At 53.4% G+C, this 15,719-nt stretch carries 6 protein-coding genes; 1 reads left to right on the top strand and 5 read right to left on the bottom strand.

Annotation, left to right across the window (positions count from 1 at the left end):
* Positions 1-60: 60 nt before the first annotated feature.
* The 5 genes from HOC_RS21870 to HOC_RS15505 are packed head-to-tail and all read right to left on the bottom strand — an operon-like array spanning position 61 to position 14,563.
* Positions 61-990 (bottom strand): alpha/beta fold hydrolase, encoded by a 930-nt coding sequence (locus HOC_RS21870; RefSeq protein ID WP_084146372.1) that lies wholly within the window; start codon positions 988-990, stop codon positions 61-63.
* Positions 978-1,766, bottom strand: a complete 789-nt coding sequence (locus HOC_RS21465; protein WP_051624980.1) for a serine aminopeptidase domain-containing protein — start codon at positions 1,764-1,766, stop codon at positions 978-980. The genes HOC_RS21870 and HOC_RS21465 overlap by 13 nt, the downstream gene beginning before the upstream one ends.
* Positions 1,763-5,068 (bottom strand): non-ribosomal peptide synthetase, encoded by a 3,306-nt coding sequence (locus HOC_RS15515; RefSeq protein ID WP_035540264.1) that lies wholly within the window; start codon positions 5,066-5,068, stop codon positions 1,763-1,765. The genes HOC_RS21465 and HOC_RS15515 overlap by 4 nt, the downstream gene beginning before the upstream one ends.
* Entirely contained in the window at positions 5,065-9,600 is a 4,536-nt protein-coding gene (locus tag HOC_RS15510) for a type I polyketide synthase (protein ID WP_051624979.1), read from the bottom strand. The genes HOC_RS15515 and HOC_RS15510 overlap by 4 nt, the downstream gene beginning before the upstream one ends.
* Positions 9,590-14,563, bottom strand: a complete 4,974-nt coding sequence (locus tag HOC_RS15505; protein ID WP_051624978.1) for a non-ribosomal peptide synthetase — start codon at positions 14,561-14,563, stop codon at positions 9,590-9,592. The genes HOC_RS15510 and HOC_RS15505 overlap by 11 nt, the downstream gene beginning before the upstream one ends.
* 275 nt (positions 14,564-14,838) lie before the next feature.
* Here HOC_RS15505 and HOC_RS15500 point away from each other — a divergent pair, with 275 nt between their 5' ends.
* Positions 14,839-15,645: a 4'-phosphopantetheinyl transferase family protein gene (locus HOC_RS15500; RefSeq protein WP_162174873.1), complete on the top strand. Its 807-nt coding sequence runs from the start codon at positions 14,839-14,841 to the stop codon at positions 15,643-15,645.
* Positions 15,646-15,719 lie beyond the last annotated feature (74 nt).

Below are 15,719 nucleotides of genomic sequence, written 5' to 3'. Positions count from 1 at the left end.
ACCACAAGGGCGGGCAGACCGGACGGTTACCTATTTAGCTTTGATCAAGCTTTCCTATCGCTAGAACTCAACAGTCTCGATTCCGTCATCTTGTGATAAAACTGTTTGGGGCGCTTCTAGACTTGAGAAGTGCGACTGAAGCCATTCACCAATCAGAGCGTACAAGGTTTCGCGCTGTCTTTCCCTCATGAATGTATGATCACAATCTCTGAGAAAGTGGAGGCTTATTCGATTCCCAAATTGCACCTTGGGCAAGGCATGCAAAATCTGTTCACGATAATTATGCTGATAGTCTGGCCCAGCCGTAAAAACGGCAAGCAGGTGAGCATCATTGTCGAGTGCTCCCTGATATACACCCTCCAAGAAAGCGATAGCCTCGGGACTTTCCAGATCAGGACGTGAAAACGGTTCAGATTGTATTCCCGCCTCAGCATCTTTGCCTAGTGCCCGCCCCATTCGAGACCAGAAACGACCGCGACCAGACAAAAGATTGGTCCAGACCTTTAGGTTTGTGACTCGGCGATAGAAATCGATCATGTGGTAGCGTTTGGTGCGGGGAACGGAGGGGTCTAACAAGACCACGCCTTTAACGCGCGCATCACTACTCGCGTATATAATAGACTGATCCGCACCTGAACAAAGTCCTACCATCGCAAAGCGGTGTATCGCAAATGTACGTTCAACCCAGTCTACGACCAACCTTATCGCGGCAAGATTCGTTTCGAGGAGTGTGGCGTCACCGGAAATCGCAGAGCTATCTCCTAATCCAGGAAAATCAAATCGCAAGACGGTATGGCCAGCTTTGGCGAGACGGCGTGACAGAGAGACGAATTTACGATGATGTCCGACCCTATGCACAACACCAGTATTCAGAATTACTATTGCTGGTAGTGCTGTCTCTACGACTGGTCGCGTAACAATAGCTGCGATGGATTCGTCGTAGCCGAGCCGTACTGCCCTTTCGGAAATCTGTGCGTTTAGCGCATCCATGACAATATCCGATTCAACACCGACACCGGGATAACTCCTGCATTATCGGGCCAGTCTTCATGCCACGCAGCATGATCCTCTATACGCTCGAAAGTGGACTGGCCGTTGGTCCCGTCCACATAAGCTTTCAGCCCCTTCTGGCCGGAACTCGCACATGTGACAATGACTAGGGTTTCGTTGGGCAGACCCGACAAGGTCGTTGTCAACTTGACCCCAGAAATCTCGGAAGCCACGCGAGCTGTCAACGGAAGTCCCATGACCTCTCGGCCGCCCCCATCCTCAACAGAAAACACTCCCGCAGATCCGACGCCTGGAATATTCAAGGAGTCATCGAGGTCATACAACTCTTCCATATATCTCACGCCATCAATGACGGGGTCCCACAGGACCAGGCGGTCGACCATTGATGGCATGTCTCGTGTCGTCATCACCGCTAGCGCAGCGCCAAGCCGCAAGCCAATAATTGACACTGTTTCGACTCCACTTAGCTCCCTCAACTCTCCAATTGCCCTTGCGATGTCCTCCCTTGCGCCACTCAAGTCAGCGTCTCGATCTTCCCCCGCAGAGTCACCGGTACCGTAATAATCGAAACGAAGGGCGTGATACCCAGCTTGGGATAGCAAATTGGCAAGCCGGACCATGGATCGGTGCGCATTTGCGTATTCAAAGCCCCAAGGATAGCAAAGCAAGACAGCACGATTACCTCCTCCGCCCTGCGCGGGATGGTAGGCGCCGAATAGTCGGCGGTCCGTCGAGCCAAAATAGAAGGAAATCATGCCTGTTCCTCGACAGTGCGGCGAATCTGAGCCGCAACCTGACGAAGATTTTGAAAGAACAATAATCTAGGATCAAGCTTCATTCCAAGCTGCTCTTCTACGCGCGATACTACGCGAAGTGTTAGCAGGGAGTGCCCCCCTAGATCGAAGAAATTATCCTCGGCGCCTATATTCTCTATTTGGAGAACATCGGCCCAGATCTTAGCAAAGTCACTCTCTAGTCCCGGCTCCGTAGGAACCCGGACGACATGTTGCATCGACCTGCTATAAGGATCCGGAAGTGCTTTTCGATCTATCTTGCCATTCGGCGTCATTGGTAAGGCCATGAGGTCAATTATAATGGATGGAACCATATAATTCGGCAGCCGCTCACGCGCGAGTTGCCGTGTCTCACTTGCTGTGCGCTCTTGTCCCGGCTCAAACACGACATAGGCGACCAAACGTAAGTCGTGCTGGCCCGCTTCACTCACGATCACCACGGCCTGGCGGATCGCTGGATCAGACAAAAGTGTCGCCTCAATCTCACCTAACTCAATACGCAGTCCACGGATTTTCACTTGATGGTCCATGCGACCAAGGTGATACAACACCCCTTCAGCCGACCACTTTCCGATATCACCTGTGCGATAATATCGCGGTACGGTCTCGTACGGTGCAGGATTATCACAAAATTCATCTGGTCGAAACCGGAGCTCCGTCTCTTCTGGCATAGCGTGATAACCGACGGCTACGCCTTCTCCAGCAATACAAATCTCGCCACGCATTCCGATAGGCGCCAACTTTCCATTAGCATCCACAACATAGATGCGCGTATTGGCAATGGGCTTACCGATACTAATTGCTGCGCCACCCTGCTCAACAAAACAGCCGGACGAATATACTGTCGTCTCGGTTGGCCCATACCCATTGTAAAGCTTTCCCACACGATCAAGCAACTTATCAGCCAAGTCGCGAGTAAGTGGCTCCCCCCCCGTAATTGCCGTTATGTGTTCACCGCCTTGCCAGTTCGCCTCCACGAGCATGCGCCATGCCGACGGCGTGGCTTGGACTACAGTCGCCTTGCATGCGTTCAGCGCATCGGCCAGCGCAAGCCCATCGGTTACAACTGCGCGCGAAAGAAGTTCAATACGCGCACCAACAGTGAGCGGCACTAATAGCTCGATGGCAGCAATATCGAATGACGCCGTAGTGGTCGCAGCTACGATATCTTCTTGCAGAATACCAGGCTCGTTGCGTATCGCAGCAACTAGGTTTGAAACAGCCTTGTGCTGAATTATCACCCCCTTGGGTCGACCTGTCGATCCTGAGGTGTAGATAAGATGGCTAATGTCTTCTGGAGACGATGCGCGAGCTGGGCGCGTGGCGGGTAAAATTGCCAGACCCTCCCGCTCGGTATTGATATCGAGAACAGCTACATCAGCGGGCAGCGCGAGCGTGCTTGCGAATGCGGCATCGGAAATCAGCGCTATGGCACCACTATCTAACAGTTGATACTTTAAGCGTTCGCTAGGAAAGTCCGGATCAAGAGGCAGATATGCAGCGCCAGCCTTTTGGACACCTAAAATAGCCTCAAGCAGTGCCGGACTGCGGTCTGTACACACGCCGACAATAGCGCCTCGCTTGATGCCAAGCTGTATGAGACGGTGGGCGATCTGATTTGCCCGCGCATCAAGCTCACCATAGCTGGTAGTAATCCCCGCGCAGCTCAAAGCTGGTCGCGATGGCATATGATGCGCAACGCGCTCAACCTGATCGACAATTAAGGAGCGGTCATAAGCGCAAGCTGTGGGATTGAACTCTTCGATTAGGCGTTTTCGTTCTCCCGGTGCGAAAATTGGCACCTCTCCGATAAACTGGTCAGGAGCGGCCAGCGCAGATCGGACGAAAGCTTCCAAGCGACCCAAAATATCCCTAATGGCCTTTTCGGAGTATATATCTGCGCGATATTCGATCGAACCAACCAGCTGGTTTTCCAGCGGTCGTATGAACCATGTGAAATCATGAATTGCACCACCGCCATGAATGGCCTCAGCATGTCCGCTACCAGCATTTTGCATCACAACAGCGGTCTGGAATAGTGGGGATCGATTTACGTTGCGCACTGGCTGCACACGCTTGATAACGGACTCGAATGGGATGTCCGCTCTGGCACTTGTCTCAATGACGGCCTCACGCGCCTGGGTGAGTAATTGACGGAATGTTACAGAAGGACCAGCTTCAAGACGAAGGGTAATCGAATTAACGAAAGGACCAATAATCGTCTCGAATTCCGGTCGTTGGCGGGCGCCAACTGCGGATCCGATCAAGATGTCCGCTTGCCCAGTCTGCCGATACAAGAGTGCAGCGCAAGCCGCCACAAGGCACATGTAGACTGATGCACTTTCCGATCTCGCAAAGCGATTGATGTCTGCGGTTAGGGACTCATCCCATACAAACGATACGCTCCCCCCACTGCTCCGCACGTCCGACGAAATGTCAGCATCGAAAGCACACAAATCGGGGGGAGAATTCAGATAGCGTCCCCACCAATCGACACCCTCTACCATTGAAAGTGTACCGTCTACGACGCGAGCCCATCCCGCATAATCCGCATACTGATATGTATCAGAGTATTTCGGGCCGGGAATGCCATCTAGAACTGATGACAATTCATCTCTTAGCAGCGATAAGGACCAATGATCTACGGCTATATGATGCGCAGCGATAAGCAGTGCCGTCCCATCCTCCCCGAGATCGAAAATGACCGCTCGCACTGGCGGTTCGGCGTCGAGAACAAAAGGCCGCGCCACCTGATGCTTTATCTCCCCGTCAATGCGTGATCGTTGAGCATCATGGGACAGCGCAGAAATGTCTTCAACGCTTATCGGAACAACTTCCGGATTAAAAGGCGTGGCCACAAGCATGTCGGAAAGACGTCGGAAGCCAAGATGTAAAATTTCGTGACGCGCGACGACTTCGCGCATTGCATCGACCAACCGATCGGGAGGCACCTCCGGCCCCATCGGCCAGACCGTTACAAGATTATAATCAGTTTGGTCAGGATCCAGCTGCTGGAGAAGCCACATGCGCTCCTGAAAATGCGATAGCGGAAGCGGCACATCGCGCGGTAGACGCGACAGCGGCACATCTCCATCGTTAGAATCTTTCAGAAGATCCAACAGTTCAGCCTTAAGCACTGTGATCTTATCACGCAGATCCGCCGTAAGCGTTCCCGCAGGTGCATTGACGACCAGCTTATCTTTCCTGCGCCGCACTTCAATGCCAGCAGCGCCGAGTTGGGAAAGGAGATCTGAGGCGTTCAAATCACAAACTCCTCTCGCTCGCCGTTTCCTTCTTCATCAGCTGTCGTGCGTTTTTCTATGACACAGTCTGCGAGTTCCCCGATTGTGGGCGCATCAAATACATCCCGAAGCGTAAGCTTGACACCCGCGACGCTGTTTAAGCGCGAGAGAACCCGAGTTGCCATGAGCGAGTGACCACCTCTTTCGAAGAAATTCTCATGCGCGCCCTCCATTTCGCCCCCAATTAACTCCTCCCAGATTGCAGCGATAACGCGCTCTTCTTCGCGAGCGAACCGGCTAGAAATATTGTCAGAAATAGGAATCGAAGTTCCGAACGAAGCGTCGCTTGGTAAACTACCGTTGAGGACCGTATCTAAGCCACGTTTCCATATCTCCTGACGCTGCCTCCCCGCAACCTGGGGGAGATTGTAAGGCGTAACAGCGACCTGATTTATATCCGATCCCAGAAGTCTAGCGAAAATCTCCGCCCCCGCTTCTGGTGTAATCGCCTTCTCAAGAAATCTAGCTCTTTCTGCACGGTGATTCTCGGCGACTTCAATTCGCGTAGCCATTCCCACATCGCGCCAAGCGTCCCAGTTGAAAACCATGACTCGCTTCCAACTGTCTGGCCGTATTGCCGAGTTTGGGAATGCATCAAGATACGCATTTGCAGAACTATATGCCGCATTCCCTGGTGCCGCCAAGATTCCGTTGATACTGCTCATGACGGCAATAAAGTCTAGCGGAGTATCACGAAGAAGTTCGGCCATAATGTTCAATCCGTCGACCTTCGACGACAGTGTAAGAGATACTTCGTCTGGATCATCCATGACGAAGAGCTTTCCAGCCCCGGGTGATCCAGCAGCGTGGATAATGCCATCTATCTGACCCCACTTTTGCAGCATACGATCAATAACACCGCGCATAGCATCGCGATCAGTCACATCCGCGCATTCCACGGAGACTTCTCCGCCTGCCGCCTGAATCTCCAGAATCCCTTTGATTATTTGCGAGGTCGCGTCACCATCCTTGTCGCTGGCAACAATATTGTCCCACTCGTCCCGTGGTGGCAGCGGCTTGCGCGACGTCAAAACGATCCGGGTAGATGCATTACGAGCAAGCCAAAGAGCAAGCGTTCGGCCAATTCCACCTGTGCCGCCGGTTATCAGATACACTCCCCTCTCCTTGAGAGAAGCGGGGAGTTGTTGAGACGGCGGCAACGCAACCGGCTCGAAGCGACGAAGCCAGCGCCGCTCTCGCCAGGCGACTATTGACTCAAATTTCTCTTGCGAAGCTTCAGCAAGAAGTCGACGTATATTCAGATCAGACAAAGCATCGCCATTTGCGCTGAAATCGATGTGCTGAGGCATGAGATTCTCTGACTCAACGGCAAGCATGCTGATTGGGCCGAAGACCAGCGCGGCTTGACTATCCGAAACGGGTTCGTCGAAGACAGGAATTCCTCCCCTCGTTACAACCAGTATCCTGATAGCTTCAACGCTCGAAAGTTCCGGCATTCGTGCCAACGCACCAAGTAAGTCATAACGCTTACGTCCCGGTATATTGTTATCAGTCTCTAAGCCCACAGCGATAATTACCCCACGCAGCCCCCCCGAGAGTTGGCCCGCAAAGTCTGATAGCTGGCTCTCGAAGCTTACAGAGGCTGGGTCCTTATCAACAAGTGCAAGCAATGCGCTCGCACCGCTGGCTTCAAAGCCCTTAACGAGCCTTTCTCCAGATATTGGGTTGTCAGCAACTATTAGCCAGTTGCCTGACAATGATGGTTGTATGCTGGTATTAATCGGTACGGAAGCCCAGGTCGTGGAATGCAAGTACTGCCCGAGATCTTCTAGAGGCGCGGAAGGCTCAGGCATCGGCTCTACATTAGTACGCAATAGCCCCCCACCGAGCTTAGGATCAACCCAATATCGTTTACGTTCGAACGGGTAAGTAGGTAATGGTCGACGACAAGGCGGACTGTCTCCACCATGCAATGCCTCCCAATCCAACGGGACTCCTGCGACCCACATGGCACCAGCAGCGGAGAGGACCGTGCGCATGTCGTGCTGATCATCTCTTGGGTGAGGCAGCGATGATGCTATGCGATGCCGTTCGCCATCAAGTGAAATACCCGCAAGTGCAGAGAGCGTAACACCCGGGCCCACTTCGAGCAGAAAGATGCTCGGATCCTGCGCAAGTAGTTGGAGACCTGCCTCGAACAGTACAGCTTGGCGCAAATGCTGCGCGTAGTAATCCGGTGATGTCGCCTGCTCGTCGGTAATCCACGTCCCTGTGACGTTAGAAACATAAGGAATTTTAGGCACTTGGAGCAAAAGTTTACTGGCAAACTCACGAAATGGAGCCAGGGCCGGCTCCATCATCGCGGAATGGAATGCATGCGATGTGTGAAGCCGCCTTACACCAACTCCCTCTGATTCAAGGTCGCTCAGAAAAGCTTCAACAGCTTGTTTAGTGCCGGAAATCACACTCAGATCGGGGCCATTTTCGGCCGCAATTTCAATACCATCTCGTAGACGCGCACGAAGCCGTTTGGCACTCAACTCGACAGCCGCCATTGCGCCGGCCGGCATCGACTGCATCAGACGCCCACGTTCGGCGACAAGACGCAGCGCCTCTTCCAGGGTCATAACGCCCGCGATATGGGCCGCAACGTATTCTCCAATGCTGTGACCAAGCATGGCAGCCGGCTCAACGCCCCAGCTTTTCCATAACTCAGCCATGGCGTATTCTGTCGCGAACAAAGCGGGTTGCGCAATCCAAGTTTCCGACAGCTCAACATCAGTGCCGTCGCTTAAAATCCCGAGAAGGTCGATCTCTATGGTAGACTTCAGGATATCAGCGCAACGGTCTATTGCCTCGCGATAAACCGGCTCATCAGCATAAAGATCTTGCCCCATACCAGCATGCTGGCTGCCTTGACCACTAAAAAGGAATGCAACACGCCGCGAACCACCATCATGCTGACGTGGGACGAATGGTTTGGCGAGCAATGTCGCCGCCTCTTCGCCACTTTCAGCCACAACAAAACGTCGAATCGGGAAATTCGTTCGTCCATTCTGTAACGTCCAAGCCACGTCAGCCAGCGACTCAGATCGCGCATCGTTGATGTGCGAACTCAGTCTGACCGAAGCCTCCGAAAGTGCCGTTCGCGTTTGAGCTGAAACAACTAATAGCTGGTGTTTGCGTCGAGGAGCATCCAGTTCACGAACTGGTGCCTGCTCCAACACCGCATGAGCGTTCGTGCCACCAATCCCGAAAGAACTTATTGCAGCTCGACGGGGGGTATCTGTTGCAGGCCAATGCGATGAATCTGCGCTTGCAGTGAAGGGACTGGTTTCCAGCGCGAGTCTCGGATTCGGACTTTTGAAATTGACAAGCGGGGGAATGATACCTTCGCGCAGAACTAGAACTGCTTTTATAAGGCCCGCAACACCTGCAGCCGCATCCAAATGCCCTACGTTCGCTTTCAGCGAGCCCAAGCGGCAGAATCCGATATCATCCGTTTCTTCACGGAATACTTGTGTCAGTGCGGCAATCTCGATCGGATCGCCAAGCGGAGTAGCTGTGCCGTGCGCTTCCATGTACCCAATCGTACGCGGCGATATTCCAGCCAAGGCGTGCGCCATTGCGACAACCTCAGCTTGTCCATCAATTGAGGGGGCGGTGTAACCTGCCTTCGCCCCGCCGTCATTGTTGACGGCAATACCGCGAATTACCGCATGAATTGTGTCGCCGTCTCGCTGAGCATCTGCAAGGCGCTTCAGTGTCACTACGCCGGCGCCCGCACCCGCTCGTGTGCCCTGAGCGTCAACGTCGAAAGGACGACAATGACCGTCTGGGGAGAAAATCATGCCCTCTTGGTAGAGATACCCTGCCTTGTCGGGAAAGCCGATTGAGACACCGCCAGCAAGCGCCATATCACATTCGCCACGCGACAGAGCCCTACAAGCCATTTCTACTGCAACGAGAGAAGTTGAACAGGCCGTTTGAACGGTCGCACTAGGTCCACGCAAATCCAGTTTGTAGCTAACCCGTGTGCACAAGAAATCCTTGTCATTACCAAGCATCAACTGGTAACCGCCGGCAGCCTCTACCGTTGCGGGGTCCGAAAGTATGTGCGTCAACAGGTACGTGTTCATTCCTGTACCAGCAAATACGCCAACTGGATCATCAACCTGGTTCGGCGCATAGCCCGCATGCTCCATGGCCTGCCATGCGCATTCGAGAAAAACCCTGTGTTGGGGATCGATTATGCGGGCTTCACCGGCCGACAGCCCGAAGAACTCGGCATCGAACATGTCGACATCATCCAGAGGCGAGCCCTTAGCCACAAAGTCAGGATGATCCTGCGTTGCAGTTGGTACGCCCGCACTTTTGAGGGTCTCAGCATCAAATGTCCTCAGAGACTCTTTTCCTGCAAGAATATTGCGCCAGAAAGTATCAATGTCCGGCGCATCAGGAAATCTGCCTGCCATACCTACAATGGCAATGGCATGCGGAGAAAGATCGGCGGAATTCTCCTTATTGACCATCTCGGAAGCGCTCCGCTCGTTTTTTTGCCCGCGCCAGGCGGTCTGATTGGTTCGGTAACGCGGCAGGTAAAGCAGAATTATCCCGGGCCGACTCCCATTTCGTACCGCCTGGAATAGCTGCAGCCTGTTGCGCAACGGTTGTGCGTTGGAAAAGTTCTATCAATGCAATTGTCGCACCAAGCTCATTGCGGAGTCGTTCATGCAAACGAACCAAAAGCATAGAATGCCCACCAATATCGAAGAAATTATCGTCAAGTCCGACTTGAGTGCGACCCAGCACATCGCACCATATCTCAGCCACGCCTCGTTCAGTGGGCGACATAACGAGATTGCCAACGGCCGCGCTTGGAGCCTGCTCGATTTGGGGTGCCGGGAGCGCCTTTCGATCGACTTTCAAATTTGGCGTCAGTGGCAGTGCGCCGAGCACAACAACATGCGCTGGCACCATGTAATTCGGCAGCTTGGCACGAAGTAGCGCGCGCAGAGAGCCCGGCTCAACGGTTTTGCCAGCGGCTGGCACGACATAAGCGACGAGTTCAAGATCGCCCTTGACCCGCTCATGGGCAACAACGGCGCACTCAGCGACATTCTCCAATGCACCTATTTCACTCTCGATTTCACCTAGCTCTATCCGGAATCCTCGGATCTTGACCTGGAAGTCGCGGCGCCCGAGATAAACGAGCCGTCCATCGACCGTTTCCCGCACATAATCTCCGGTGCGGTATACGCGTTCTTTCTCGCGGCCAGGGAGGTCTAGCACTTGGAATCGCTCATCTGTCAGATCCTGACGCCCCCGGTATCCGCGAGAAACCCCTTCCCCGCCGATACAAAGTTCTCCGACCGCGCCCGGAGGCACCGGTGCGCCTTGGTCATCCAGTATATATGTGCGCGTGTTCGCTATGGGCTTACCAATGCTGAGAGCGTCATCCGCATTCTCGATATGCTGCACTGACGACCAAATCGTCGTCTCGGTGGGACCATACATATTCCATAGGTCGCAACCGCGCTCCAAAAGCGATTCAGCCAGCGCCAGAGGCAACGCCTCGCCACCACAAAGCGCCTTCAGACCTTTGCGCCCCCGCCAGCCCGTCTCAATCAGCACATTCCAGGTCGCAGGTGTAGCCTGAAGGATATCCACGCCCTCCGACTCCATGAGGTCTGCAAGCGCGCGCCCATCCAGCGCTACTTCGCGTGACGCAACAACTATCCGCGCTTTCGAAGCAAGCGGTAGCCAAGCTTCCAGACCAAATATGTCAAAGGATGGCGTCGTAACAGAAAGAAGCGTTTGTGCCTCGCGGATGCCAGGAGTGTCCTTCATCGCCACGAGGAATGCTGCAAGATTGCGGTGTTCAACTTCAACGCCTTTAGGGCGCCCGGTCGAGCCAGATGTATAGATTACATAGGCGAGATCCTCCGGTGCCGTTTCACGGTCCGGCGCAGAAACAGGCATCAATTCGAGACTGCTCGCCAACTTATCAAGCACCAGCACGACATGGTCATCAGCGAATTGTCCCGCAGCGGCCTCCTCTGTCAAAATAAGATCAACATCCGCATCGCCAACAATGCCCTGGATGCGTTCCTGCGGATGTTTAGGATCCAAAGGCAAATAGCTTGCGCCCGCTTTCCATACTGCAAGGAGCGCCATCGGAAGATTGACGTTTCGCTCAAGGCTCACGGCGACAAGACTACCACGCCTGACGCCATTCTCGCGCAGCAAGTGTGCCAAGCGATTGGCCCGGATATCTAACTCGGCATAAGTAAGCGTTGTATGCGAATCCGTTACAGCCCTCAGATTCGGTACCTCCCGAACGCAAGCCTCAATCATATCCAAAGCTGTCGCCCTGCGATCAAAGTCCTTGGCCGTCCGCTCGTTTGATGTGGCAATAATTGCAACATCATCGGCGGTCAGCATCTGAAGTGCTTTGACAGGCGTTGAAGGGTCGCTAATTGCTCCGCGAAGCAGGGCCTCGTAATGTCGGTGCAATCTCGCAATGGTTTCGACGTCAAACAAATCAGTCGCAAATTCGTATTGCGTAATAAGCTCACCGCCAAACTCAACGCAGTCCAGCGACAAATCATAGCGTGAGTATCCGGTGCCCGACATCATTGGATCAACTTCGGTACCTTTGAAGCCATGCTCGATTTTCGGAAAAGTCATCAAGCTAAACAGGGCTTGAAAAATCGGGGCGTGACTGGGACTGCGCTCAGGATTTATAGTGTCGACCAGAAGGTCAAACGGAAGCTCGCCGTGCTCAAGTGAGTCGAGCACCGTACTCCGCACATTTGCAAGATATTGGCTGAAGCTCAAGTCGCCATTAATGCGGCATCGAACGACAATGTTGTTGATCAAGCAACCGACCATGCCCTCCTGGCCATCATTATTTCGGTTGGCATTGGGAGAGCCCAAAACAATATCCGACTGACCACTATAGCGGTAGAGTGTTGCTGCCCAGCCGGCCATTAAAAGCATGTATAGAGTTACGCCCTCGGATCGGGCGAGCGCACTCAGGTCAGCCAGTAATTTTACGTCGAACCGTTGAGTGAAATGTCCGCCGTTGAATGTCTGGTTCGCTGGACGCCTATGGTCATTTGGCAGTTCGATTACTGCGGGCGCATCCTTCAGTTCTGTGCGCCAGAAATCGATATGTGATGCCCATTCGGGCGAGACAGCCATGCGACGCTCCCTACGGGCATGCTCTGTGGCCTGCGCCTTGACCTCGGGCAAGCGTGCCTCGCGGCGCTCGGTCAAGGCATCGTAGATTTCGACAAGCTCACGGTGCATGACGGCCATCGACCAACCATCAACAATGATATGATGCGCGAGAAGCAGAGATGCATACTCGCCTTCTGATAAGCGCACTAGTGTGTAGCCAAAAAGCGGGCCTGTAGCGAGATCAAAAGGTTGTCGCAAGCGCTCGCCCATTATGCGCTCGACTTCCTGCTTACGGCGCTCTGGAGCAACGTGCTCAACTTCAAGGTATTCAAAATAGGGCATCAAGTCGTCAACCGATTCCGCAACCGGATTCCCATCACGCTCCACAAACCGCATACGTAACGCGTCATGACGCTTTGCAAGGAGCTTGAACGCCTCGTGGATGAGCGCCGGCTCAAGGGCACCATACATCCAGGCGCCAGCCGCAACATTGAAAGCCGTGCTGGTCGGATCAAGCCGATTCAGAAACCAAAGGCGTTGCTGAGCATAGGAAAGTGGAAGATTGGTCTTCTTGCCCATACCCGCTCTAGTGGCGGCCGCGTCCGACTTGAGCATCTCCATAACAGCTGGCTTGATTGCGATTAGTTCCTCACGCAGTGAGTTGTCGATTGCTCCTTTGGGGGCATTAATGCGCAACTGATCGCCATCAAGCGACAAAGCAACTCCTCTTTCAGCCAACCTGCCGAATAGCTCATGCACATCCATGTCGGATTTCCCTTGCTCACGAACCAGCCCCTGCAAAGGTCTTGCCGCTTTCTTGGTCCGCACAGAAATCGATGAATCCCTCGAAAATTCTGCAATCAGCTCCTCAAAAATGCTTGCGAATTCCTCAATGGTCGACCTGTCGAAAAGATCAGTGTCAAAGCTCCAGCTTCCCGTCAGACCGCCATCTATCTCCTCGAAACGCAAAGAAAGGTCGAATTGCCCCTCCATCTGCGAAAACAAATATAGCTCATCAGGAAAAATAGCGCGGGTTTTTGCGTCGCTGGATGTTTGCATCCCTGCATTAACATGGTCGAAAGATAGAAAGGTGAACAGGACGTCAAAAAAAGGCATCCGTGTGGCATCGCGGGGAGGGTTCAGCGCGTCCACAATTCTCAGAAGCGGCATGTCCTGATTGTCCAGCGCGTCGAGCAATCGCTCGCGCGCCTCCATCATCAGGTCGTTAAATGAACACTCCTGCGATACGGTTAGACGTATTGGAAGAGGGTTTGCGAAATGCCCGACCGTCGTTTCAAATCGGTCATTCTCGCGCCCATAAAATGGGGTTCCGATAATAATATCGTCTTGTTCACTGATACGTCCTAGCAGCACCGCCATCAGCGCTATCAATACTGCAGATCTAGTTGCGCGCGCGCGTGTGGCCATGGCATCAAGCGATGCTATTTGCGCTGAGGACAGAACCCTCTGCAAAGTGTCACCACGGAACTGCCGGTTGAAGGGTCGTGGTCTGTTAGTCGGAAGGGCAAGCGTTGGAAGGGGAGGCTTGAGCCGCTCCTGCCAGTGCGCCAACAGCGCTTTGCCCCTGGGCCCCGAAAGGCTGGCTCTCTGCCAATCGACAAAGTCGGGAAAGTCCGCAGCTTGGCGCGATAGTTCTGCCGTTTCACCCGCCGCAGCTTCAATATAGAATTGTTTAAGATCATGGCAGGCTGTTGCTGCACCCGTTGCATCACATACAATGTGATGCGCCCCGAAAAGAATGATATGATCTTGGGGCGCTAAACAGACCAAGGCCAATCTGCAAACAGGGCCCGTGGCGAGGTTAAATGGGCGTTTGTGCACACTCTGTACATGCGCCAGCGCATCCGCCTCCCCCGGCCCTTGCAACCTGTAGCATTCGAGGTGAACTTTCTGGCGAGGCGGAATTCTCTGCACGGGATTGTTTGCGACGACCGGAAAGCTCGCACGCAAAGCACTATGGCGATCTACCAGCTTTTGAAAAGCCACCTCCAATAAACCAGCGTCAATAGGTGCGCGCACCCGCATGGCCGTTCCAAGATTGTAGGTTGGGCTGAGAGGAGCTTGACGATGCACGAACCAAAGAGATCGTTGCCCATCGGTAAGCGGGAGATCACGTATTACGTCCTGATTTGTTAGAAATTCCACAATTGCCGAATGATTTTCGCGTATCGTGATTTTGTCTATTTCGCTTAGAGCTCCCTTGGGACCCCGAAAACGAATAGCGCCGTCGACCACCCAGAGTGCGACGCCAATATTGGAGAGACCTTCTATAAAACTGCCGACGTCCATGCTACTTAAACAATCGCAATCGACTTAGCTGGAACGAAATGATTTCAAGTTGCGCCCCCCCGCCTCACTGCAATCCGAATCCCTTTACACTACACTCAAAGACAAGCATCCAAATTTCAACCGCTGAGAGCCCCGCAGTTCCAGTACAATTAATTGCTCTAACGCGAACCCGCTGCGCCCCACAGCACGGCAGCCTATCCGATGCAGTGCCACATCGCGTCTAAATGAGTCAACGATACGAAAGCCTAATTCGTGACCGCAGAAATTTCCCAAACGTGAAACAGTCCCATAGTGATACAGATTTGCCCGCATTCAAAACCATTTCGATGTCACAGCTTGTCGAATCTGCACTGGAAGCGCCCGGCGATAAACCTTCATGGCGCCCAAAACGCGACGAATTGCATCTCTGGCTGTTTAACATAGCGCGACCGCCTCTGAGCACCGAAGAACTTATTGATGTATTGAGCGCAGATGAGGTGCTGCGCGCCAAACGTTTTCATTTTGCGGACCACAGGTCACAATTCATCGCGGCACATGGCTTAATGCGCCTGATACTAAGTGTATGTGGAAGCGGGTTAGCAAAAAGCCTGGCTTTTAGTGTCGGCGAGAACGACAAACCCAGCTTGGTCGCAACAGAACAAACGCAACCACTAAGCTTTAATCTGTCTCATTCAGGCTGTTGGGGGCTACTGGCAATTGCAGCAACGGGCGATATCGGTGTGGATATCGAAGAAATCCGAAGCTTGGATGGCATGGAAACACTGGCCGCAGATACCTTTACGCCCAGCGAGGTTGCTGAACTTGCAAAACTTCCTGTGACAAGGCGCCTGGACGGTTTTTTTGCCTGCTGGACGCGCAAGGAAGCCTTGATCAAGGCTGACGGTCGAGGGCTAGAAATTTCACTAGATAGTTTTGAGGTGAGCGCGGATCCTGACGCGCCCGCCGCACTATTAAGAGCTGACGGCGCCGCCAAGGCGATTAGCAAATTCGGAATTTGGGATCTGCCAATTATTCAAGGCTATCGTGCTGCTGTGGCCGCCCCTCTCGCTCTATACGATTTCAAATACTATTGCATAATCTAACGATGCGGCATGTACTTTGCTTGTCACACAGCCCTGTGTGTGCCTTGTCCTGACCGGCGCTGAAACAACATTTC

The organism is Hyphomonas oceanitis SCH89, from assembly GCF_000685295.1.
GTDB classification, from domain to species: domain Bacteria; phylum Pseudomonadota; class Alphaproteobacteria; order Caulobacterales; family Hyphomonadaceae; genus Hyphomonas; species Hyphomonas oceanitis.
The sequence above is the reverse complement of the archived record's forward strand: the minus strand, read 5'-3'. Positions and strand labels throughout refer to the sequence as shown.